Here is a 21,661-nt window from a genome sequence, read left to right on the forward strand (position 1 = left end):
CGCAGAGCAGCATGGTTGTGGTGATGCTGCTTCTGGAGGAAGCGGGTCAGGAAGCCGGACCGTCGAGGTCGAGGCGGATCACGGCGAGCGCCTCGGCGATCTCGACGGTCTCTCGTCCTCCGGGCCGAACACCATGCACATGTCCTGGTGGAGTGGTTCGAGGACCTGCCGCGCCTCGGCGGTCCGGCCCTGGGCGAGCAGCAGCATCCCGATGTTGTGCCGCAGCTCCACGGCTTCCTCGCTCACGTCGCTGTCGACGGCCCGCACGACGTTCAGCACGCCCTGGAGCGCGGCCAGCGCGTCGGTGACCTGGCCGAGTTCGGCGCGGCAGCGGGCCGCCTGGGCGCGGCAGGCGCGGGCCTGCTCGCCGGTGGGCCCGGCGATACGGGCGTAGGAGTCGGCGAGGGCGTCGGACTCGGGCAGGGCGGCCCGGTAGTCACCGCCGAGGAGGCGGATCGCCGCCCGCTGGCGGCGCAGCGCCAGGACCTGCCTGCTCTCGGAGCCGAGGGCGACGGCGGCGGGCTCGATGACCTCGCCGAGCACCTCTGCGGCCTGCGCGAACCGCTCCTCCTCCAGCAGGGCGTCGGAATGCGCGTACGCCTCCTTGATGTCCTCGCGCAGCCGGGCGGGGGCGGGCACCGGCTGGACCCCCGGGAGGACGGCCGTCGGCGTCGGACCACCGGGCACCGGGGCGTGGCCGTGGCCGCGGGCGCGGGGTGCGAAGGGGTGACGGAACACGCCCGTCGGGTCGGGCGCTCCGGCCGGCCCGGTGTCCGCCGTGCCGGGCTCTTGGCCCTGCGGCGGGAGGAACGGCAGCAGCCGCGCGTACACCTCCTGTGTGTCGGCGGGCCGCGCCTCGGGCGCCTTGCGCAGCAGGTGCAGGACCAGCTCCTCCAGCGCCTCGGGGACGTCGGGCCGCAGCTGTCTGAGCGGGGTGGGGGCGGCATTGACGTGCTGGTACATCAGCAGGTACTCGCTCTCCGCCTCGAACACGAGCCGCCCGCTGAGGAGTTCGTGCAGCACACAGCCGAGCGCGTACAGGTCGGTCTACCCCTCCTGAGCTGGCCCTTCTGGCTGTGCCCCCGGCAGGATTCGAACCTGCGACACCCGCTTTAGGAGTTCGATCCCTCCTCGGCATTGCCGAGGCACCACCCGGCCACGCCAGCCGTGCAGGACCGCCTAGGAGTATTGGCGTCCGGGGTCGTTGATGTCACCTGTGGATGTCAGAGCGGTGCAACCACACGCGCTCGCTGGCACGATGATCCTGTGGTTGACCTGGAGCGCATCAAAGCGGAGAGCGTGGCGTACTTCCGATCTCTTGACGAGAGAGCCACCTTGCGGCACCACTTCCGCCACGGCGACGCGGAGGGCGGCTTGTGGTACATCGAAGCCGTACCCGATCGCGGCGAGTTGGTCGCCATCAAGCAAGCCGAGCTGACCCCGACCGGCCGACTCCACCGGTACAGCTGGGAGCACCTGGAGGACGAGCACGGCTTCCTGACGGACCATGCGATCGACCCGGAAGAGGACCCGCTGGAAGCCATCCCGGCCGAAGAGTTCCGGCAGGTGTGGGCTCAGTGACAGGGGTGGACAACCACTTTAGGAGAGAGGCTGGGGCTTCCGGCTGGTGACCAGCGACTTCGTGGGTTGAGCTAGCGGGCACGGATGCCCCCCGCTCGTCACCACTGTTGACCGTGGCTGACCCCTACATCCGGCACGACTGTGGCACGCGAACTCTTCGTCCCGAAGCAACTTGGGTGGGGGCTGATCCTTGGGCGGCTCCACCCTTCGCCCTGTGCTGATGGTCCGTAGGCGTCCGCGCGCGTCCGCCGCTGTTCGTCAGCGTAGTCACGCAGTCAGACACTCACGGGCGGTCCGGCGTAGTTCCGGGCCGGCTTGGCATCAGGGGTGCGGCTGCCGCCATGAGTGCCCGACGAAGAGCGCGCCGACCGTGTGTCCGTTCCAGGCCGCTTTCATCGATGGCCTTCTGAAGAACGGCCTCACTCACTTTGCAGGCACGCTGCACACTCGCTCCTTGAGCCTTGGTATCAGGGCTCCAGTCACGTACCGGCCCGTTCTCACGAACGTGCTCAACGAGCCTCAGCCGAGCTGCGTACACGCTGAGCTGCAATGCGACCAAGCCCCGGGGAAGCTCGATGTCGACCATGCGCGAAGGGTACGTGCCGGACTCTCAGCTTGGGAAGCTGCGATCCGTGAGGGCTGATTCCTGCCCTGACCTGGGGAAACAGTGATGGTTGAGCCCTCTCGAGCTCGGGATCTTTTCCCGTGGATCCCCGCTGTTCCCCGCCTCATCTGGTGCGCTTGTGGTGCGCGCCTGCTGCGCAGTCGTGAGCTTCAGCCCCGAGTGGCTGAGCGTCGCGACCACCTGTGCCACTGGCCCGTGAACATGTCCCTCGGCCTTGACGCCGCGCCCGGCGCTCGGGCGTCCGCTGTTACCCGGTCGGGCATGGCTCCCATGGAGCGGGTGAATCCGCCGCCCAGTGCGTTGATACCGGGGACTTCCCGCGCGGCGATCCCGGCCATTTTCTCCACCACCCCGTCCGCCATCGTCGCTTTGCCGCGGGGTTCCGACGCAGCCGACAGCACCGTGCCCAGGCGAGCGCGGGGCTCATCCGGACCGTGCTCCTGCAGAGTTGAACTGTTCGGCTCCGTCATGCGAGCCCCCTCCTCAGGCGGTGTGAGGAGTGCCGAGCTCGGACGGCTGTCGGCCGCCGTGATTCACGTCCGAGTACCGCCCAGTGCCTCGGATATGCGCGCACCATGCTCTTGCACCGTCTACACCCTGGGATCGGGCGGCTTCGAACCGTCCACCAAACGACGCGAGGACTAGGCTGCTGCGTAGACGTCCCAGACCCCGGCGGCATGCTGTTGCTGAACGCAGATCGCTGCAGGGTGCGGACTCTTCGTCTGTCACCCGGCGCATCCCTGGAGGGAACCGGGTGGGTCCACTGTCCTGCTGCACAGGCTGTCGAACCGGCCGTTGGTCTGCCTCCGCCGAAAGTACGCCCCTGCCGGGAGCGCGCTCAGGGACCGGAACTCCGGCACCTCCGCGCCCGCTGCCGGATGGTCTTCCGAACCGAGGCGTCATGCCGCTGCCACAACTCACCGTCAACCGCCATGACCGAAGTACACGGGCCCTGATCACCCTGTCCGGTGAGATCGACCTCCGCGCCGTTGGTGCGCGTGTCCCTGGAGCGGTGCCTGCGGGACGGTATCCGCGCCATCGACGTCGACCTCACCCCCGTCACCTTCTGCGACTGCAGCGGACTCAACGCATTCCTCCGCGCTGCGCAAGAGACCACCGTGGTCGGCGGGACCCTGCGACTGCACCATCCGCCGACGACGCTGGTTCGGATTCTCGACCTCACCGACTGCGGGTTCCTGCTCGTCGGCCTTCCGCTCGACCACCTGCCACCTCCTCTCGGCGACACCCCGGCCCCGCCCCTTCCGGCCCCGCCGCACCCGTCTGCCCCGCCTGCGCCTGTTCTCCCGGGCGATGTGCGATGACGGCCGAACCCGGGCGGGGACAGCCACGGAAGCCGGGGGACGGCGAGCCCTCAGCCATGGCTCCGGTGCGGTTACGTCGGCTGAACCATTGGCTGGTGGAGGACCTGTGTGAGGATCTGGCGGATCTGTATGTGGAATCCCGCGTAACGGCGCCGGGTGATGCGTACCGCCGTCCCAGCCGCCAGAACTTCATGGACCGTCTCACCACGGACATGCGCCGGCCGGGATTCGCCATGGTGATCGCCGAGATGGACAGAGTGATGGGACGCGCTTTCGGATTCCCGGTACCCGGCGACGGCTCCTGGTGGGTCGGCTTCGACGGAACATTGCCACGCAGCATCGATCAACTCACGCTATCCGGCAGGGCCTTCGCGTTCGGTAACATCTTTGTTCGGTCGCACCCCCAGGACCGGGACCTCGCCCTTCGTTCGCAGGAACGGCTGCTGACCGAACACCAGGCGTCACTCGGCGCCACCTTGGTGGACCAGGCCGATCGGGTAACCCTCGCTGCGCTCCGCTCCCGGGGATGGCCGGACATCGGAGTGTTCCGCAGACCGGCCGGTCCCACCACGTTCCGCGTGCTGGTGCTTCCCGTTGGGGAACGCACCGCGGCGAGGTTGGAGGACCTTGTCACAATGCCCGGAGGCGGTGGCCCGGGTGGGCCCTGACAGCCGGTCGGCCCGCATACAGATGTTGGTGGCGGAGCAGGCGGCCCGACGAGGTGCCCGGGTCGGGGTGGTGGACGTGTGCACCGCTGCCGTGGCCGAGCTGCCGGTCAGCGGGGCCGGGCTGTCGGCGATGTCCCGGGCCGGGCCGAGCCACCCGCTGTGCAGCACCGACGACATCAGCGAGCAACTGGAAGAGCTCCAGCTCACGCTGAGCGAGGGGCCCTGTGTGGATGCCTTCCTGCACGGCTCGGCCGTCCTGACACCCGATCTGCTCACCCGTGACCTGCAGGACCGTTGGATGGTGTTCGCCGAGGCGGCCCTGGAAGCCGGGGCGCGCGCGGTGTTCGCGCTCCCTCTGCAGATGGGGGCGATCAGCCCGGGAGTTCTGGACCTGTACGCCCGCGTTCCGGTCCGGTTGAACGCAGAGGAACTGGCAGACGCGTTGGCGTTCGCGGATCTCGCGACTCTGGTGCTGCTCGACGCGCGAATCGACGAGACGGGCGGGTCGCGCAGCACCCCCGCCGAGGACCTGGGCGCGTACCGGGCGGAGATCGACCAAGCCAGCGGCATCCTGACCGTCCAGCTTGGCGTCGGCATCGAAGAAGCCTTCGTCCGGCTTCGTGCCCACGCCTTCGCGCAGGGGCGCCGACTCGCCGACGTGGCCGCGGACGTGGTGGCCCGTCGGCTCCGCTTCTCCCCTGACACGGAACCGGACCAGGCAGGTGACGAAACCTGACGCGTTGGTGCCGACCGAGAAACGTGCCGTACTTCCCGCCGCTTCAGGCAGGGACTAGTCTCAATCGAGGGTGCCCACGATGGATCAACAGCTTCTGGCCAAGACCTTCGTCGAGCTGGCCGACAACCTGGTCGCCGACTTCGACCTCATCGACTTCCTGCGCCTGCTGACCGACCGCTGCGTCGGCATGCTCGACGCGAGCGCCGCCGGGGTACTGCTCGCCGACCGGGACGGCAAACTCCGCGTCATGGCCGCATCCGACGAACAGGTGCGCCTGCTGGAGCTCTTCCAGCTCCAGAGCGACCAAGGCCCATGCCTCGATTGCTTCCGCACCGGCGCACCGGTGATCATCCACGACCTGACCCGGGAGGTCGATCGCTGGCCGCGCTTCGTCACGATGGCCCACCGCAGCGGATTCGGGGCCGTCCAAGCCCTGCCCATGCGCCTGCGGGACGAGACCGTGGGCGCCCTGAACCTTTTCCGCGCCGCGCCTGGCCCCTTCGATCCGGCCGCCACACTCGTCGCCCAGGCCCTGGCCGACGTCGCCACCATCAGCCTGCTGCAACAACGCACCACTCAGCGCAGCACAGTGCTCAACGAACAACTGCAGACGGCGCTGAACAGCCGGGTGCTGATCGAACAGGCCAAGGGGAAACTCGCCGAACGCCAGGGCATCGACATGGAGCAGGCGTTCACCGCACTGCGCGGCTACGCCCGCGCCCACAACCGGCGCCTGGCCGATGTGGCCCGAGCCCTCATCGACGACTCCGAACCCCTTGCCGACCTGGGGTCCTGAGCCACGCCCTGGCGGAGGCCCGCTACTGCTCTGCGCCGTCCTCGATCAGACGGTGGGTTGGAAGGCCGCCTGCCGGTTCTGGCAACCGCTGGGCACTGCCGGCTTTTCCGCTGAGCGCCGACCCCGGTCCCCGGCAGTCCGGTGCCGCCCGTGCACCCGGGATGTCGTCACAGTGTCCGCCTCGGAGAGGATTCACCGTTCGCGTGCGGGCAGCGCCAGCGGCGGGCGAAGCGCCTCACGGTTGACGATCAGGTCGCACCCGGGCTCCAGGCCACCGAGCATCGGCCAGTGGATGGCTGTGCTCGGAGCGGCCGCGTACCGGCGTCCAGGGACACTGCGGTGAAACTCTCCCGCGCCCCCTCGCCCAGCCGTACCTCCGACTCGGTGAGACCGGCGTGCGCGGCGATCTCGTGGACGGAGGGTTCGCGACCGCAGAGCGAAGCGCACTCGTTCCCGGCGGAGCGGGCCCGGCCGCACAGCTTCTGTACGCGTCAAGGCACATGCACGCCCCATCTGAAGCACACCCGGCGGGTTCCCGGGCTGTCCGCCTTCAACAGGGCCGCGAGGTTGGAGGTCCACGAGGCGGGCTGCACGGCAGAGGCGTTCGACGGCCGTCCTGGACGAAGACACCGGAGAGTTGAACTCGCAGCTTCCGGTGCCGTCCGCTGGACGCGTGCGCCGTCATCTCCGGTCCTCCGCATGGAGGCGACTCAGTGCTCGGCGCAGTTCCCGTTGTATCGGTTCCGGGAGCGTCCGGTCCTTCGTCGTGGCAACCAGAGCCTCAGCCACGTCGCGGAGCTTGACGTTGCAGTGCTGCGACACGTCCACCAGGAGGTCCCAGGCCCGGTCGCTGGCACACGGCGCCAGGGCCATCACCATGCCGCGCGCCTGGTCGATCACCGCACGGCTCGCCAACGCTCGCGCCAACTGCTCGTTCTCGGCGCGTAGTTCGACGACTTCGGCGAGCAGAACCGCGTCCTCCTCCGAAGGCACAGTTCTCAATAACCGCTGTTCTTCACGGGGCGGGGTCACCTGGTGCATGGTCCGTACCTCACAGGGCAGTCATCCCGTCCATAGGTGATCAGCGACGCGCCAGTTGCCGTTCTCCGGCTGCACCGGGCTTGTAGGCCAGTCCGTAGTGCTTGAAGATCGCTTCCTCCTGCTCGGCGGGCAGGACGTCGTCGGTGCCGATCGAAGGAGCCTGCTTCACCAGCGCTCTGACGTAGCCGACCTTGAGGTAGTCCGGCCCGGCGATCGCGTCCTCAAGTGGGACGAAGACCAGACGGTGCCGGGTTGGCAGTCCGGTCCGTACCGTGGCCATGGTCGGCTCGTCGGTGGTGGTGTCCACATAGACCGCCTCCAGGACACCGATCTTGTGCGACTCGGTGTCGACGACATCGCGGTTGCGCCATTCCCGGACGTCGGCTGCGTGAATCATGACCTCTCCCTACCTGGACGATCCGCCCGGTTGCCGTGAGTCGCACTCCTGGTTTTCACCGTGAAACCGCCGCAGCGTACGACGCAGCGCCGCTCCATCCGCTCCCGGAGCGGCTCGCCCTCCCAGACGGTGACCAGGGCCGCGGCCACCTCTGGAGGTCTGGCGTCGCACTGCCGTGAGACATCCACCAGCAGCTTCCTGGCCGCCCCACGGCTGCGGGGGTCAGCACCATCACCATGCCGCGGGCCTGGTCGATGACGTCCTGCCTGGCTGGAGCCGTCCCGGAACCCGTGGCTGTCGGTCCACTTCCCGGGTCACCTGCGGTGTTCGTGGTCCCGACGGTCCTCGCGCCGCCAGCGTGCCCGGTTCTGACGGCTGTAGCGGCGGTCCCAGCGTTCCCGACGGTCCCGGAGCTCCTGGTAGTCCCGGTAGTCCCCGAGATCGGAACCCTCGTTACGGCTCCGGCCTCCTCCGCGATCGCGGCCGTGGCGGGTGACGCCGTAGACGAGCACCGCTCCGACCACCCACCAGATGGGATTGAGGAAGCCGAAGCCGAACAGGGCCACGATGAGGATGAGGAGCAGGACGAACACGGCGGGCCTCCCCGGGAGCGGAACACAGCATCGAAACCGGGGACTGGGGCCTCACCCCACAGCGTAGTCCTACCCAAGGGGTGCGGATACCGTGCGACGTCAGCGCGCCCTGCCCGGCATGGATGGCTACTTGACGCCTGTTCGGGAACTGCTGCAAGCGCTAGCGTGCGACATGCCGCCCCTGCCCCCGGCAGCGTCGCACCGCCAACGCGCTCCCCAGCGAGCGCACCCTGCGCATCAGTGTTGGTACCTGCCGCGTCACGAGCGAGGCCGTGCCCGCACGCGCCCATCGGCACGCGATACCGGCGCGCCCGATGCGCCCCGAGCGGGCACCGATCTGCTGCCCGCCGCGCACGCAGCCCACAACAGGCGGTGCACATGTACGCGCTGATCGTTCCCGCTTCAGCCCTCCTTCGTCCTGCTCGCCACCGTGCTGGGCCTGTCCTGGTGGGAGGACCGCATCTGCCGACGCCGCCGGCCAGGCCGGTTGAAGCCCTCGTCGAGGCTCCGTTCACCTCAGCGGCCCCTGCCACCGTGCGCCGTGCTCAGGCCGAGCTACAGGACGGCCGACTCTTCGACAAGGCACCGAAGTCCGCCGCAGGGGTGCGCTCCGTCTCCTTCCCGGCCGAACTGCTCGATGCGGTCACGCACCACCTGGAGCACTTCGCCGCTCCTGGTCGTGAGGGTCACGTCTTCGTCGGGCCGCAGGGTGGGCAGTTGCGTCGCAGCAACTTCCGCGACGACTGGGTCAAGGCCCGGAAGGCAGCTGGCGTCACGGCCGAACTGCACTTTCACGACCTACGGCACACGGGCAACACGCTCGCCTCCACGGCCGGAGCCAGCACCCGGGAGCTGATGACGGGGATGGGGCACAGTAGCTCCCGAGCCGCGCTGATCTATCAGCACATGACCAGTGACCGGGACAGGGCCATCGCGGACCGCCTTGGGGCCATGATCCGGGGCGGCGGGGGAGTGGCTTCAGGTTCCCCTGGAGAGGACCCCGAGCGGACGTAGTGGCACGCGTGTGGCACGGCGCCTGAAACGGCTAAGGGCCAGCCTGGGAGGAAACCCCTCCTGAGCTGGCCCTTCTCGCTGTGCCCCCGGCAGGATTCGAACCTGCGACACCCGCTTTAGGAGTTCGAGCTCGGCTCCGGGCGACCTGGCGGAAACCTGTACGCGTGCTGAGCGCTCGGTTCTCCTGGGATCGGCCTAGTTCGCCAGCGTCCGACGACGTTGATGTCAGCTGGTGATGTCAGGGCGTGTCGGCGTCCGCTCCAGCGCACTTGACCCCCCTGTGCATGGCGGTAGATGTTTCCGCCGGTCGGAGGACACACGGCGCACGAGCCACCGTTTCTGTGAGCTGCCGTTGTGTTGGTGCGCATAGCGTGTGGTCCCAAGTGGCCCCAACGGATCCGGCATCAATGAGCCTCTTCAGCGTTGCCGCTCCAGGGTGAGAATGGCTTTGGCGATTGACGTCATGCGGTAGGGGCTGCAGCGGGACCTGCGGAAGATCCGCCAGGACTTCAGGCAGGCCACGCCGCGCTCCATTTCCACACTCCTGGCCCGCCTCATCGCCTGCGGAAAGAACGTCAGCCAAGGTCCCTTTGCCAGCGCCCCAGACTTCCTCGTCCGCATCCTCGACACGGCCGACCCTGGCCACCGCCACCTGGTGTACGGCGTCTCGGCCACGCTGGAGACGCTGGTCTCCGTCCTGCACGCAGACACGGACCCCCACGGTGCTACCCACCTCGACGACACCGAGGCCCTCGAACTCGCCACGGTCCTCGCCATCCGTCTCGCGGCTCTGCCCGGCTCACTCGTCATGAGGAGCGCAGCTCAGGAGCCCCGGACTCCGTCAACGGCTGTCGGCTGCGAGCGGGAGACCTCAACCCCGTCACGGCCGGAGACGATGTCGACGCCTACTGCATCGACATCGACTCCCGTGACCCCATCTCACGAGGAGCACTACGTCGGGAAAATCCGGTACGGGTCGCGAGGCTCGGACCCGTACCGTAGGCCCACAAAAGTCCAGTTCAAGGACGGCGAACTGGCCACACCCTGCCGAATGCTGTACTGCAGCCCTTTAACGGACAGCCCATTTTCGGACAGTCCTTATCGAGGCTATTGACTGCCACCCACCCCCTGACCCAAGATCATTACTGAAACTCCCACTGGGGGAGTTAGGGGAGGAATACCGTGAGGATATCCGGCAGATCGATCGTTCTTGGCTTTGCGAGCGTGGCACTCGCAGCATTTAGCTTCGCTACGCCGGCGGCCGCAGACGCCTCTCAGGCCGCCACCGTTACGGCGAACGGCACTGTCGTCGCCGCGGATGGTTCCAAGATCGGCCAGGTCACCTTCCATAAGCGTGGTGACGGGACAAAGCCGCCCGCAGAACTGGGTAACCCCTCAAAATGGGGTGCGATGGTGATCAACACAGGCAATTCTCCTGCTGCGGCGCAGGGCTGCATCGGTGCCAGTGGCGGAAATTGGTGCTACGGCTACAACCTGACCACCGACGGTAAATACTGCTACTCGAACTACTACCACGGCACTAAATTTCACCATTCCACGGTCAAGATTGGCTCACAGGAGGGGAGCGGTTACGCGGCCCCTGGCAAAACCTCCTATGCCAACCGGACAGGGGGCGGTGCCTACACCTGCCAAAGCTTCTACAGTATTGATGAGTAGATTCTGATCCCCGCATGACGCGGTGACCCTTTCGGTAAGTGAGGTAAGTCGGTGCGCCACTCGGGTCTGTTCCTTCGCCTGCGCAGTATCCGAGTGACGCCACCTCCTACTTTGAGTTACTCACGGAACAAGGAAGAAGAAATCGCACACTTTCCGCGCACTCGTGTTGCGCCGCTCACAGTGCCCCTCGGGGTCGGTTTTCTACTTGGACTAGCGGGTCCCCTTACCGAAAAATGGGGCAATCCCGTTTGCGCCTCTCTAAACGTTGTTTTTTCCGATGGATGGTCCTGGGTCTGTTATGCATTCTTGGTAGGCTATTTCAGCCGATCCAAAATCGAGTCAGCGTTGCTGTCCTCTTTCGGGCTGGCTATCGGCGTGGTCACATACTATGTATTCAAGGACCTGAGCCCCACCATCCCGGCCGGACTGCAATCTGGCGCCACCGGCGAGGTAAATTACTCCAGTATACTTGTATGGGGAATAGCAGCTTTCGTCCTTGGAGCACCCGTCGGGCTCTTGGGCAACCTGGCGCGAATTCCAAGTGTTGGCGGTCTCCCATTCCGACTGATTGTTCCGCTCGTAGCACTTGTCGAGACCTCCATGCAGCTGGCTGCAGAGGCGGATGGGCAACGTGCGGTCCTAGGAATTACTTGGAATGTGATTCGGTTTATCGCGGGCGCTGTTGCTTTGGCTCTAGTAATTCACACCATCCGGAGTCGGTGGCACTCTCGGCGTACTCGTTCCGTGGAGTCGGATGAGCACCGCGCCAGAAGGGACATTTCGCCCTTGTGACCTTCTGAAGTCCAGCCTCCATTCGTCAGCTGGGACCGTCGGTCATTTGATGGCACTGGTCCGCAAGGGATCGCGACGGATCGTTATCGACGGCACGGCCTACCGGTGGCGGCTGCGGGGCAGGCCTACGTACGTCCAGGGGCTGGTCGCCGTGCACCTTTGTAGCCGAGTATGCGGTCCCCCGGGCGTGACGCTCGCGGTCACCACCGACCAGTCGCATCCGAGTACCTGAATGGGGCGCAGGCTGAGAAGGGTTTTCTGTGGAGAGTCACTCGCTCGGCAACGTCTGCCGAGCGGGAACCAACAGACGCGTCCCGTCGTCCTCACAGCATGCACGGTTGTGGCATGAATTTCAGCTGACGACAGTCCTTGTGGCGGGTGCGCCATGAATACGTCATGGAATTTTCCGCGACACGAGCGTGCCACCGGACCGCTAAGAACGTGACAGTATGGCGGTATGGATGGCGGTATTGCAGCGGTACTTGGAGCGCTTGTCGGGGTTTCCGGAACAGTGGGTTCCGCTTGGCTTGGTTACCAGGCCTCTCGCGCTCAAGTGAAGGATCAGACGTAGGTCGGCGTAGCGACTTTGGCCGGGAGCTGCTTTGGCGCGAGTGATCATGGCCCCGTAAGCTTCCGGCGCGTCGGGCAGTCTGTGGACCTGCCCGCTAAAGCACGACGTTGGGGCCATGATCTTCGAGGCTCGCGCCAAAGTGGCTGGCTAAAGTCGCGGAGCCGACCGCCCCAGCCACGATGTACCCCTTCTCTCACGTCAGGCCGCTGATTGCTGTGCGCGCGGCACGGGCGCCGGCCGGGCTGGAGCGGGGCGGAGACTGGAGCGCAGGCCCGGCCGGGGGCCGGGCCGCGCGCTGGGAGCGGAGCGAGCCGCCTTGAACCAGTAGAGAAAGTTGTAACTCAGTCTGTGGCGCGGGGGTGTCCGGTCCCGGTAGATGCTTGACACTTCGGTCCCAGCTGATGGTTGACAGTGGCCGTGTTCGGCTTTTCTGTGCGCGTCGTTGCGGTGCGTGTGGGGAGGCCGCGATTCTGGCTGGCAGTGCTGGCAGTGCTGGCAGTGCTGGCAGTGAGGTCGAGGTGATCACTCACTGCGGTCGGTACAAGAGCACTGGGTCAGCCCATCCGCCGAGACGGCGGGATAGCCCGAAGCGTCGAGCTAGCCACCAGCGTCGCTTGACGTGGTCAGGCCTGACCGCAGACCACTGAGGACCGGAGAGGTCTTCTACACCCCACCACGTCTTGACGGCCTTGTTCCCGTGCAGCTTCAGGAGCGGCCAACGCGGAAGGTGCAAGCCGACGAAGAACATTGAGACGTCATCGCCGCACTTGGTGGTGTAGAAGTAGCGCTCAACGTCTGTGTAGCTGGTTCCTAAGCCACGGTCCAACCCCATGGTTCCGCCGAGCCACGTCAGGGCCAGCTTGCCGCCGACGGGGATTGACGGGACCAGTACCGGATTGAACCAAACCTCGCCATTGAGACCCCGTTTGAGAGCGGTCTTTTCGGCCTGAGCAACGACGATGTTGGTTGCTGGGCCCGTTCCTACGTTGACGAGCCACCACTTCGGTTCGCCGGTGCCGCCCTGCCCGCTGTCCCACATGAACTGCAAGACGGGCATGTGGGAGCGCCGACTGGACGTATAGGCGACAGCCAAGGAGCCCACTGAGACGAGGATTGCAAGAACTGAGATAAGGATGGTCAGCATCGCCCCTCCTGTGCGCGCGACAAGCGCGGATCCTCCATACCCGCTACTGCGTGGCCGAACGCATCTCAGCCGAAGAGGTGGCAGGCTGGCGGCTACAGAGAGGTGCCGGGCTTGAAGTCGTAGGCGCACGCTGGGAGTTCGATCACTTGGCGATGGGCCATCGGCACGAAGACCACTGGCCGGATCGTCCATGTGATGCGGGTGCTGGCGTGGGTCAGAGAGACCGTGCAGGGTTCCATGCGTAAGAGGGCTCGTCGCGTGTCGATGCGACCGTCGTAGAGCCATTCCCAGGCCTCGTCGGAGGCGTCCGGGTCCAGCGCCGGTGAGATGGTGCGCAGGGCGACCGCTACCCATCTGTCAGCCTGCGGTGCTGAGTAGGCGTCGAAGGATGCCCGAAGTGCCGGCCACCCTGTCTCGTCGTTGACGTCCTGCGTCCAGCACTCGCACCAGAAGCCCCGCTGAGGCTTGTCCATCAGCACGGGTGTCCTCCCGGCTGGGTGTCCGTGAAGAGTTCCGCGGTGACGGTGTAGCCGCTGTGGCTGCCGTGGACGACGACCCGGTGTGCGATGACTCTGACCATGCCCAGGCCGCGGCCGTGTACCGCGTCCTGGCTCGGCTGCTCGACCTTCGGGGCCGTGCCTGTCCCTCCCTGGTCGGTGACCGACAGGGCGACCACCTTGGGGGAGACCGCGAGGGCCAGGTGAAAGCTGCCGAGTCCGCCGCTCGCGGTGTGGAGGATCGCGTTCGCGCTCAGCTCGCTCACGATCAGTTCGGCGTCGTCGGCCAGGGGAGATCCGCGCAGGATGTCCCGTGTCCAGCGGCGGGCCCGGCTCACCTCTTCCGGAAAACCTGGGCAAGTGAGTCCCCAGACCCGGGCGGTGCTCGTATACTCGTGCATACAAGTTCCTTCGTGCTGGTAGGCCGCCATGTGCAGCGGGTTCGGGCTAGACGAGTTTCACGCCGTCGTGGGCGCGGATGGCCGGCGGGGATACCGCGTCGAGTGCGTCCAGGACGCGGATCGCGTATGCCTCGTCGGCGAGTTCGATGACTTCTTCGCGGGTGGCCCAGCGCAGTGCGCGGGTCTCGTCCCCGGTGGTGGGCGTGCCGTCGGCGGCCTCACAGCGGAAGACCATGGAGACGATCAAGCCCTTCATGTTCTTGTAGATGCCGGTCAGGGTCGCGGGAAGCGCGATCTTGATGCCGGTCTCTTCGAGAACTTCGCGCTGGAGGGCCTCGGGGATGGTTTCCTCGCGTTCGAGGATTCCGCCCGGGGGTTCCCAGTGGCCGTTGTCGCGGCGCTTGATCAAGAGGGCGCGGTCCTGGTCGTCGACGATGACTCCGGCGACGCTCACGGAGTGCGGACGGTCGGTGCTCACGTTCCTCTGCCCTCTCGGATGGCTAGGCTCTCCACCGTAGCAACAAAGCTCGCCCACTCGTCTAGATACCTAAAGGAGTACACGTGCCCTCTCTTTCCTCCGGCCTCCTCGGCGATCTCGACCCCACGAGCGATCGTGCGGTCTTCCGGCAGATCGCCGACCAGCTGCGCGAGGCCATCGACCGTGGGCGATTCAAGGAGGGCGAAAAGCTGCCCTCCGAGGCCGAACTAGTCGAGCATTACGGGGTTTCCCGTATGACGGTTCGAAACTCCTTCTCCGTCCTCCAGGGCGAGGGCCTGGTGCACGCCGAGCACGGCAAGGGCGTCTTCGTGCGACCACGACCGCCCGTGCGACGGCTCGCCTCCGACCGCTTCGCCCGACGCCACCGCGAGCAGGGGAAGTCCGCGTTCATCGTGGAGGCCGACGCCGCCGGCAGTCACCCGCAGGTGGACAGCCTGGAGGTCAAGGAAGAGAAGGCCAGCCAGGACGTCTCCACCCGGCTTGGGTCCGTGCGGCGGGTGCTGGCCCGGCGTCGCCGGTATCTGCTGGACGGGCGGCCGGTGGAGTTCGCCACCTCGTATCTGCCGCTCGACATCGCGCGTGGTACACCGATCGCCGAGCCGAACCCCGGGCCCGGCGGCATCTACGCCCGGCTTGAGGAGCTGGGCCACCGCCTCGACCACTTCGAGGAAGAGATCCGTGCCCGGATGCCCTCACCGGATGAGGTGCGCACGCTGCGGCTGGCCTCCGGCGTGCCGGTCATTCACCTGATCCGCACAGCGTTCGACCAGGAAGGGCGGGCCGTGGAGGTCTGCGACACGGTCATGGCGGCCGACGCATACGTCCTGTCGTACCAGCTCCCGGCGACGTGAGCGCCTAATCGGCGGTGGTGCGCGGGGGCGCTTCTCCGAACTCGTACACCCCAACAGGCTTACTCGTATAGACGAGTGGGCAAGTTGTGTGGCAAGGTGGTTGTCGTTCCCGGAGATCGGGCTCGAACGCCGCATCTTGTATAGACGAGTAGATGGGAAGAAGTCTTGCGCACCATCCGTGTAGAGACCTCGGCCGCGACGATCCTGCTGACCGAGGCGCCCGAGCCCAAGGTCCGCGACCGGCAGACGGGCGAGATCGCCAAGGACGCCACCAGCGGCGAGGCCCTGATGACGCTCGGCGTCGTCTACCTGGAGGACGGCGAGTCGTCGCTGATCAAGGTCACCGTTCCGGAGAGCGGAGTGTCCGAGGGGCTGAACCTCGGGGCTCCGGTCTCGCTGCCGGGGCTGGTGGCCCGGCCGTGGGAGAGCGTCTTCAACGGCCAGCAGCGCCACGGCATCGCCTACCGCGCTGCCGCCGTGACACCGGCCGCGTTCTCGGCCGCCACCGGGGCCGCTGCCTGATGACCGACCTGACGACACTCCTGGAGGTGGGTGGTCCTGCTGCCGCACTCGGCGGCGGGGCCGCCTACGCCCGGGCCAAGCATCCCGGGGTGTACTGGTCCACGGTCGGCCTGCCGATATCCACCGCCCGGCTCCTCAGCTCCTACGGCTCGGTCATGGAAGCCTGCGGCCTGACCGTAGCTCCGTCCCGGCTGCGGATGCTGGCGGTCAAGGCCACCACCCGCCGTGAGGTCCGGCCCGTGCCGCCGCGTCGGGGCATCATCCGGCCTACCTCGACCGGGTTGCGGCTCCGTCTGCGGCTCGCTCCGGGGCAGGAACCAGCCGACGTCGCCGCCTCGGCCGAACGGCTGCGGCACGCCTGGGGCGTTCATGCGGTGTACGTGACCACGGTCAAGCCCGGTGTGGTTGAGCTGCGGTTGGTCGGCTTCGATGTGCTGCGGCGGGTGCGGATGCCGCGCAAGGTGGACGCCGGGTTCCTTCAGGTGCCGGTGGCCCTGCGAGAGGACGCCATGCCGTTCATACGCGACTACCGGGCCGTGCCCCACCAACTCACCCTCGGCGCCACGCTGTCGGGCAAGTCCATGTACCTGCGGCACCTGATCGCCGGGCTCGCCCCTCAGCCGGTCGCCCTGGTCGGGATCGACTGCAAGCGCGGTGTGGAGCTGGCACCGTTCGTCTCCCGGCTCTCCGCGCTGGCGACCGATCCGGAGCAGGCCGCCGAGCTGCTGCCCGTACTCGTGAAGGAAATGGAGGACCGCTACGACCTGATCAAGGCCCGGCAAGGCATCGCCCCGAACACTCCGGCCGAGGAAATCACCTCGGACGTCTGGGGACTGCCCGAGTCCGAACGCCCGGTCCCGATCGTGCTGTTCGTGGACGAGGTGGCTGAACTCTTCCTCGTCGCCACGAGGAAGGACGAGGAACGCCGGGACGAGATGGTCACTCAGCTCATTCGCCTCGCACAGCTCGGCCGCGCGGCCGGCATCTACTTGGAGGTATGCGGCCAGCGTTTCGGTGCCGAGTTGGGCAAGGGCGCGACCATGCTGCGGGCCCAGTTGACCGGTCGCGTCTGCCACCGGGTGAACGACGAAGCCTCCGCGAAGATGGCGCTCGGCGACATCGCCCCCGAAGCGGTCACGGCCGCCTGCGCCATTGCCCCCGAACGGCCCGGCCTCGCCGTGGCCGGTGACACCTCCGGTGGCTGGTCGCGCATCCGCACGCCGTACCTGTCCCTCGGCGACGCTGCCGAGACCTGCCGCGAGTCGGCCCACCTGGTCCCCGACCTGCCCGCGCTCAAGCCCTTCCGGCCCGACGTGCCCGTACGGCCCGTCGAGGCACCGGGACCGGCTGTGCGGCCCCGGCCCGTGACCGACTGACCCGCGTCCCCACTCAACCCCGGTCGGCGTGACCGCCTCATGCCACGTCCCTACCCCTCCCATGCCCGAACCCGGAAGGAGCCGCAGCATGCGCGCCCACCTGGCCCGCGTCGATGCGGTGCTCGTTCAGGCGGTCATCGCCGCCGCGCTGTCCTTCGCCCACCTGCACGATGTCGCCTCGGCGGCCGGACAAGACGGGTGGAAAGCGTGGGCCTACCCGATCAGCGTTGACCTGCTGCTCGTCGCCGCCTGGCGCCGACTGCGCTCCGGAGAAGCGAAAGCGGCCGGGTGGTGCTGGTTCCTGATCGCACTCGCCGCGTCCCTGGGCGCGAACATCGCCACCGCCGGCCTACTCGACCTGGATCACGTACCGGCCTGGCTGCGCATCCTCGTGGCGGGCTGGCCCGCGGTCGCCTTCCTCGGCGGAACCCTCCTGGTCCACTCGCCGCCGACAGCACACGACGAGACCACTGACGCCGTAGACCAACTGGAACCCGACGACAGCGAGGACCAGGAGAACGTGCCCGATCCCACGCCAGACCCCCCGACGCCACCGGCGGCCGACCCGGCACCGGCCCCACCGTTGGCCCCTCCGCCGGTCGCTGTCCCGGCCGCCCTGGTCGAGCACGCCCGCAAAGTCGCCGCCGACCACCACACCCGCACCGGAACAGCCATCGACACCCCGACCCTGCGCGCCCGCCTCGGTGTCCCGCCGCCCATGGCCGAAGCCATCGCCGCCCAACTCACCTGACCAGCAAAGGGAGACCATGCCGCTCTTCTGCTTCAACACGGCCGCCGACTACCTCTCAGCGGCCCGCGAGATGGCCGTCAGCGGCCGATCGGCGCTCGCCCGGCTCCTCGCCGAGGAAGCCGCCGACCGCACGCCGGATCCGGAGGAAGCCGCCCGGATCCTGCGCGACTTCCCCCACCCCAGCCCGCGACAGGAGGACTGACCATGCCCGCACCGAAGCGCTTCCGCCACGTCAGCCGCATCGGCCCCGTCCAGGTCGGCACGTCCTACGACGGTCGCGGCCGGGAGAAGCACACCGCCGCCTGCACCGCCCCGCGCTGCGGCTTCTCCGCCGACTACGACAGCCGCGCCGCCGCCGAGCTGGCCGCCCGCACCCACCGCTGCCCCGTGCGCTGAAAGGATTCCCGCCCCCGTGACCGTCAGCCTGCCGCTTGTCGTCGTCCTCGGCTTCTTCGCCTGGGGAGCAGTCAGGTTCCTCGGCGTCCGCGTCTGGATCGTCGTCCTGATCGCCCTCTTCGGCTTCTGGCTCTCCCGCACCTTCCTCGCCCCCGCCATCGAGTCCGGCACGCGCTCCGGCGTGACCGTCATAAACGGCTCACACACCTAGACGAGTAGATAAGGAGACCTGGCCCGTGTTCCTCCCGAAGTACCCCGACAGCCCGACCCCGCCGCCCGCGCACACCCACACCCCGACCGAGCCGCCGCCCGTACGGCGTTCGCTCCCGTCGGTCTCCATCGATCAGAAGACCGTCGTGGCCCTGGTCGTCGGCGGGGTCGTCCTCACCGCGCTCTTGGCGGCCGTCGCCGTCACGGCCATTTCCGTAGCCGTGGCCGCCGTCGTCCTGCGCTCCATGCTCCGCGATCACCACCGCCGCTGAACCGAGCTGGCCTCCGGGGCGGCGGCACACGACCAAGCATCTCGCCGCCCCGGCGCCTGCTCCTCCCGACCGACCGAGCCAGTCAAAAGGGGAATCGCCATCTTCACCCGCACCACTCCGGCCCCACTTCCGGAACTCGCGAACCTGGCCGCGCAGGGCACGCTGCCGGGTATCCTCCGCCAACTCTCCGGACTCGGCGGCTGCACCCACCCGATCCGCCTCGACGGCCACCGCACCGAGTACGACGTCGACACCCGCACCGGTGAGATCGGCGACGTCCTCCACCGCCTCGACTCGACCAGCCTCCCGGCCGGACAGCTCCTCGTCCGCTGCAACAACCGCCGCACGACCCGTTGCGCCGCGTGCGCCGAGGTCTACCGCCGCGACACCTTCCACCTGATCACCTCCGGCCTGCGGGGCGGCAAGGGCACCCCCGAACACGTCGCCACGCACCCTCGTGTGTTCGCCACCTTCACCGCGCCGAGCTTCGGCCCGGTCCACAACCGCCCCTCCAGCGGTCGCCCCTGCCGCTGCGGCACCCACCACGACCAGGACGACGACGAACTCGGCTCCCCGCTCGCCCCGGACACCTACGACTACGAAGCCGCCATCCTCTGGAACGCCCACGCCGGTCCGCTCTGGCGGCGCTTCTCCACCTACCTGCGCCGAGAGGTCGCCAAGCGCGCCGGCCTGTCCCAGCGGCGCTTCCGCGAGCACGCCCGCGTGAGCTTCGCCAAGGTCGCCGAATACCAGAAGCGCGGCGCAGTCCACTTCCACGCCGTCATCCGCATCGACGGCCCAGGAGGTGGCGACACCCCACCCCCTACCTGGGCAACCGCCGAACTACTCACGGACGCCATCCGCACTGCCGCCGCCAAGGTCCGCGTGGACGGCCCGACCATTGACGGCCGCCCTCACACCTTCACCTTCGGCCGCCAACTCGACGTCCGCACCATCCGCTCGGCCGACTTCAACAACGGCCAGGAGCTCACCGAACGAGCCGTCGCCGCCTACATCGCCAAGTACGCCACCAAGGGCGCCAAAACCGCGACAGGAGCTCTCGACCGGCCACTCAAGTTCGCCGCCGAACTCGCCCAGCTCGACATCAGCGACCACGCCCGCCGCCTGATCCGCACCGCATGGTTCCTCGGCGCCCGCAAGGACCTCGAACACCTCCGCCTGCGCGCCTGGGCCCACATGCTCGGCTTCCGCGGCCACTTCTCCACCAAATCCCGCCGCTACTCCACCACCCTCGGCGCCCTCCGCGACGCCCGCGCCGAATGGCGCCGTGCGCAAGCCACACCTGCCAACGGCCCCGAGCCCGACACGACCTACGTGCTCTCGCACTGGGTCTTCGCCGGAACCGGCCTCTCGGACGCCGAAGCCTGGCTTGCCGCATCCCTCGAACCCGCCCCCGGAACGGAAGGAGAGCCCACCCATGCATGACGACGAACTGCTGACGGTGCCTGACGTGATGGAGCGGCTGAAGCTCGGCCGCTCCACCGTCTACGACCTCATCCGCTCCCGTCGTCTGCCCTCGATCACCATCGGCCGGTGCCGTCGGATCCCCGCGCGGGCTGTCCGCGCGTACATCACCCACGAACTGGAGGCGGCCGCCTGATGGCCCAGCAACGCAAGCGGAACCCCAACGGCGCCGGCACCATCACCAAGCGCAAGGACGGCCGCTTCCAGTGCGCGGTCTACGTCCTCCAGCCGGACGGCACCCGCGCCCGTAAGTTCGCCTACGGCCAGACCTGGGCCGAGTGCGACGCCAAGCGTCGTGAGCTGCTCGACAAGGTCGACCAGGGCGTGCCCGTGCCCACCAAGTCGGCCAAGCTCTCGGACTGGCTCCCGTACTGGCTGGACAACGTCATCAAGCCCCGGCGGAAACTCAGCACGTTCGACAAGTACGAGGCACACGTCCGGCTCTACCTGGTGCCCCTGCTCGGTGCCAAGCGGCTGGAATCCCTCGGCGTCGCCGACGTCCGCCGGTTCCTCGTCCGCCTGGAGAAGGAGACGACCGCCGCAACGGCCAAGGAGTCGCACCGAGTTCTGCGCTCGGCTCTGTCTTCCGCCTGTCGCGAGGAACTCATCACGCGCAACGTCGCCAAGCTCGTCGAGCCGCCCCGCACGGACAAGCCCGAGCTGCACCCCTGGACCCTCGACGAGACGCTCGACTTCCTCGCTGCCTCCCGCAAGGACCCGCTCTACGCGGCCTTCGTGCTCGCCATCGCCATGGGGCTCCGCCGGGGAGAGATCGTGGGCCTGCGCTGGTCGGACCTCGACCTCGACAACCGCGTCCTCTACGTCCGCCACCAGGTCCAGCGCCGCCGTGGCGTTCTGTACGACGACGACCCCAAGAGCCGTCGTCGCCGCGCAGTCCCTCTGCCCGCCCTCTGCATCGCGCCCCTGCGCTGGCACCGCCTACGGCAGGCGGACGCTCGCGCCAAGGCGGGGGAGAAGTGGCCGGAGTCGGACTACGTCTTCGCCACCCGAACCGGCCGCCCCGTGGAGCCGCGCAACCTGTACCGCTCCTTCACCCGCGTCGCCGAGTCCGCCGACCTCCGCGTGATCCGGCTGCACGACGCTCGCCACGGGACGGCCACCCTGCTCACGGCGGCCGGAGTCGCGCCCCGCGTCGTGATGGAGATCCTCGGTCACTCCCAGATCAGCATCACCATGGACGTCTATACACACGTCGTCCAGGACACGCAGCGCGAAGCCATGAGCCACATGGACCGGCTGCTCAGGAGACGCCCCATCCGCGAGTGACCGCCCGCGTTGATGTCAGAAGTAGATGTCAAAGGCCCCGGACCATGATCGGTCCGGGGCCTTTTGGCTGGTGCCCCCGGCAGGATTCGAACCTGCGACACCCGCTTTAGGAGAGCGGTGCTCTATCCCCTGAGCTACGAAGGCAGTGGCAGCGGAC

General features: G+C 67.8%; 26 protein-coding genes, 1 tRNA gene and 2 pseudogenes. 18 read left to right on the top strand and 11 right to left on the bottom strand.

The window, feature by feature from the left end; genetic code table 11:
* Window positions 1-46 precede the first annotated feature (46 nt).
* Window positions 47-1,047: pseudogene (locus tag ACFY9S_RS17095) on the bottom strand (serine/threonine protein kinase); the annotation flags it as partial.
* Between the two features lie 219 nt (window positions 1,048-1,266).
* On the opposite strand from ACFY9S_RS17095, the gene ACFY9S_RS17100 reads away from it, so the two are divergent.
* The 5 genes from ACFY9S_RS17100 to ACFY9S_RS17120 all read left to right on the top strand — a co-directional run bounded on the left by ACFY9S_RS17100 (window position 1,267) and on the right by ACFY9S_RS17120 (window position 5,728).
* Window positions 1,267-1,581 (top strand): hypothetical protein, encoded by a 315-nt coding sequence (locus ACFY9S_RS17100; protein WP_391128679.1) that lies wholly within the window; start codon window positions 1,267-1,269, stop codon window positions 1,579-1,581.
* A 1,593-nt stretch (window positions 1,582-3,174) separates the two neighbouring features.
* A complete protein-coding gene (locus ACFY9S_RS17105; RefSeq protein ID WP_391128682.1) occupies window positions 3,175-3,528 on the top strand; it encodes an STAS domain-containing protein in 354 nt (117 codons plus the stop codon).
* 95 nt (window positions 3,529-3,623) lie between these two features.
* On the top strand, window positions 3,624-4,196 hold the full coding sequence (locus ACFY9S_RS17110) for a hypothetical protein (RefSeq protein WP_391128684.1): 573 nt from the start codon (window positions 3,624-3,626) through the stop codon (window positions 4,194-4,196).
* Window positions 4,197-4,287: 91 nt separating this feature from the next.
* Window positions 4,288-4,932 carry an ANTAR domain-containing protein gene (locus ACFY9S_RS17115; protein WP_391128687.1) on the top strand — a complete coding sequence of 215 codons (645 nt, stop codon included), beginning with the start codon at window positions 4,288-4,290 and terminating at the stop codon, window positions 4,930-4,932.
* Between the two features lie 79 nt (window positions 4,933-5,011).
* Window positions 5,012-5,728, top strand: coding sequence for an ANTAR domain-containing protein (locus ACFY9S_RS17120; RefSeq protein WP_391128690.1), 717 nt, complete (start codon window positions 5,012-5,014; stop codon window positions 5,726-5,728).
* A 248-nt stretch (window positions 5,729-5,976) separates the two neighbouring features.
* Here ACFY9S_RS17120 and ACFY9S_RS17125 read toward each other — a convergent pair whose 3' ends face one another.
* The 4 genes from ACFY9S_RS17125 to ACFY9S_RS17140 all read right to left on the bottom strand — a co-directional run bounded on the left by ACFY9S_RS17125 (window position 5,977) and on the right by ACFY9S_RS17140 (window position 7,759).
* Window positions 5,977-6,207 (bottom strand): sigma-70 domain-containing protein, encoded by a 231-nt coding sequence (locus ACFY9S_RS17125; protein ID WP_391128827.1) that lies wholly within the window; start codon window positions 6,205-6,207, stop codon window positions 5,977-5,979.
* Window positions 6,208-6,409: 202 nt separating this feature from the next.
* Window positions 6,410-6,769 (bottom strand): ANTAR domain-containing protein, encoded by a 360-nt coding sequence (locus ACFY9S_RS17130; RefSeq protein WP_391128693.1) that lies wholly within the window; start codon window positions 6,767-6,769, stop codon window positions 6,410-6,412.
* 40 nt (window positions 6,770-6,809) lie between these two features.
* A complete protein-coding gene (locus ACFY9S_RS17135) occupies window positions 6,810-7,166 on the bottom strand; it encodes a PRC-barrel domain-containing protein (RefSeq protein WP_391128696.1) in 357 nt (118 codons plus the stop codon).
* 314 nt (window positions 7,167-7,480) lie between these two features.
* On the bottom strand, window positions 7,481-7,759 hold the full coding sequence (locus ACFY9S_RS17140) for a hypothetical protein (RefSeq protein WP_391128698.1): 279 nt from the start codon (window positions 7,757-7,759) through the stop codon (window positions 7,481-7,483).
* Window positions 7,760-8,293: 534 nt separating this feature from the next.
* Here ACFY9S_RS17140 and ACFY9S_RS17145 point away from each other — a divergent pair.
* Window positions 8,294-8,773 carry a tyrosine-type recombinase/integrase gene (locus ACFY9S_RS17145; RefSeq protein ID WP_391128701.1) on the top strand — a complete coding sequence of 160 codons (480 nt, stop codon included), beginning with the start codon at window positions 8,294-8,296 and terminating at the stop codon, window positions 8,771-8,773.
* Window positions 8,774-9,190: 417 nt separating this feature from the next.
* On the opposite strand, the pseudogene ACFY9S_RS17150 reads toward ACFY9S_RS17145, so the two are convergent.
* Window positions 9,191-9,361: pseudogene (locus tag ACFY9S_RS17150) on the bottom strand (IS5/IS1182 family transposase); the annotation flags it as partial.
* A gap of 594 nt (window positions 9,362-9,955) precedes the next feature.
* On the opposite strand from ACFY9S_RS17150, the gene ACFY9S_RS17155 reads away from it, so the two are divergent.
* Complete coding sequence (locus ACFY9S_RS17155; protein ID WP_358286646.1) at window positions 9,956-10,450, top strand: lactococcin 972 family bacteriocin; 495 nt, start codon at window positions 9,956-9,958, stop codon at window positions 10,448-10,450.
* Window positions 10,451-12,339: 1,889 nt separating this feature from the next.
* On the opposite strand, the gene ACFY9S_RS17160 is transcribed toward ACFY9S_RS17155, so the two are convergent.
* From ACFY9S_RS17160 to ACFY9S_RS17175, 4 genes are all read right to left on the bottom strand, one after another.
* On the bottom strand, window positions 12,340-12,957 hold the full coding sequence (locus tag ACFY9S_RS17160) for a hypothetical protein (protein ID WP_391128705.1): 618 nt from the start codon (window positions 12,955-12,957) through the stop codon (window positions 12,340-12,342).
* Between the two features lie 92 nt (window positions 12,958-13,049).
* Window positions 13,050-13,430 carry a hypothetical protein gene (locus tag ACFY9S_RS17165; protein ID WP_391128830.1) on the bottom strand — a complete coding sequence of 127 codons (381 nt, stop codon included), beginning with the start codon at window positions 13,428-13,430 and terminating at the stop codon, window positions 13,050-13,052.
* Window positions 13,430-13,855, bottom strand: a complete 426-nt coding sequence (locus ACFY9S_RS17170) for an ATP-binding protein (RefSeq protein WP_391128708.1) — start codon at window positions 13,853-13,855, stop codon at window positions 13,430-13,432. The genes ACFY9S_RS17165 and ACFY9S_RS17170 overlap by 1 nt, the downstream gene beginning before the upstream one ends.
* Before the next feature lie 46 nt (window positions 13,856-13,901).
* On the bottom strand, window positions 13,902-14,309 hold the full coding sequence (locus ACFY9S_RS17175; RefSeq protein WP_062931480.1) for an NUDIX hydrolase: 408 nt from the start codon (window positions 14,307-14,309) through the stop codon (window positions 13,902-13,904).
* Between the two features lie 107 nt (window positions 14,310-14,416).
* Here ACFY9S_RS17175 and ACFY9S_RS17180 point away from each other — a divergent pair, with 107 nt between their 5' ends.
* The 11 genes from ACFY9S_RS17180 (at window position 14,417) to ACFY9S_RS17230 (ending at window position 21,504) form a co-directional block, all read left to right on the top strand.
* Complete coding sequence (locus tag ACFY9S_RS17180) at window positions 14,417-15,205, top strand: GntR family transcriptional regulator (protein WP_020274970.1); 789 nt, start codon at window positions 14,417-14,419, stop codon at window positions 15,203-15,205.
* A gap of 165 nt (window positions 15,206-15,370) precedes the next feature.
* Window positions 15,371-15,727, top strand: a complete 357-nt coding sequence (locus tag ACFY9S_RS17185; RefSeq protein WP_391128711.1) for a hypothetical protein — start codon at window positions 15,371-15,373, stop codon at window positions 15,725-15,727.
* Entirely contained in the window at window positions 15,727-17,103 is a 1,377-nt protein-coding gene (locus tag ACFY9S_RS17190; RefSeq protein ID WP_391128714.1) for an FtsK/SpoIIIE domain-containing protein, read from the top strand. Before ACFY9S_RS17185 ends, ACFY9S_RS17190 begins: the two co-directional genes overlap by 1 nt.
* Window positions 17,104-17,191: 88 nt before the next feature.
* Complete coding sequence (locus ACFY9S_RS17195; protein ID WP_391128717.1) at window positions 17,192-17,854, top strand: DUF2637 domain-containing protein; 663 nt, start codon at window positions 17,192-17,194, stop codon at window positions 17,852-17,854.
* Between the two features lie 16 nt (window positions 17,855-17,870).
* A complete protein-coding gene (locus tag ACFY9S_RS17200) occupies window positions 17,871-18,056 on the top strand; it encodes a hypothetical protein (protein ID WP_391128720.1) in 186 nt (61 codons plus the stop codon).
* 2 nt (window positions 18,057-18,058) lie between these two features.
* Window positions 18,059-18,250: a mobile element transfer protein gene (locus ACFY9S_RS17205; protein WP_102910782.1), complete on the top strand. Its 192-nt coding sequence runs from the start codon at window positions 18,059-18,061 to the stop codon at window positions 18,248-18,250.
* 16 nt (window positions 18,251-18,266) lie between these two features.
* Window positions 18,267-18,461 (top strand): hypothetical protein, encoded by a 195-nt coding sequence (locus ACFY9S_RS17210; RefSeq protein WP_053670608.1) that lies wholly within the window; start codon window positions 18,267-18,269, stop codon window positions 18,459-18,461.
* Between the two features lie 25 nt (window positions 18,462-18,486).
* Window positions 18,487-18,732 carry a hypothetical protein gene (locus ACFY9S_RS17215; protein ID WP_062927390.1) on the top strand — a complete coding sequence of 82 codons (246 nt, stop codon included), beginning with the start codon at window positions 18,487-18,489 and terminating at the stop codon, window positions 18,730-18,732.
* 144 nt (window positions 18,733-18,876) lie between these two features.
* Window positions 18,877-20,178 carry a replication initiator gene (locus ACFY9S_RS17220; RefSeq protein ID WP_391128834.1) on the top strand — a complete coding sequence of 434 codons (1,302 nt, stop codon included), beginning with the start codon at window positions 18,877-18,879 and terminating at the stop codon, window positions 20,176-20,178.
* Entirely contained in the window at window positions 20,171-20,353 is a 183-nt protein-coding gene (locus ACFY9S_RS17225) for a helix-turn-helix domain-containing protein (RefSeq protein ID WP_391128725.1), read from the top strand. The genes ACFY9S_RS17220 and ACFY9S_RS17225 overlap by 8 nt, the downstream gene beginning before the upstream one ends.
* Window positions 20,353-21,504 (top strand): tyrosine-type recombinase/integrase, encoded by a 1,152-nt coding sequence (locus ACFY9S_RS17230; RefSeq protein ID WP_391128728.1) that lies wholly within the window; start codon window positions 20,353-20,355, stop codon window positions 21,502-21,504. Before ACFY9S_RS17225 ends, ACFY9S_RS17230 begins: the two co-directional genes overlap by 1 nt.
* Before the next feature lie 68 nt (window positions 21,505-21,572).
* On the opposite strand, the gene ACFY9S_RS17235 is transcribed toward ACFY9S_RS17230, so the two are convergent.
* A tRNA-Arg gene (locus ACFY9S_RS17235) sits at window positions 21,573-21,648 on the bottom strand.
* Between the last annotated feature and the right edge of the window lie 13 nt (window positions 21,649-21,661).

This window comes from Streptomyces sp. NPDC012474 (assembly GCF_042955185.1).
GTDB classification, from domain to species: domain Bacteria; phylum Actinomycetota; class Actinomycetes; order Streptomycetales; family Streptomycetaceae; genus Streptomyces; species Streptomyces cahuitamycinicus.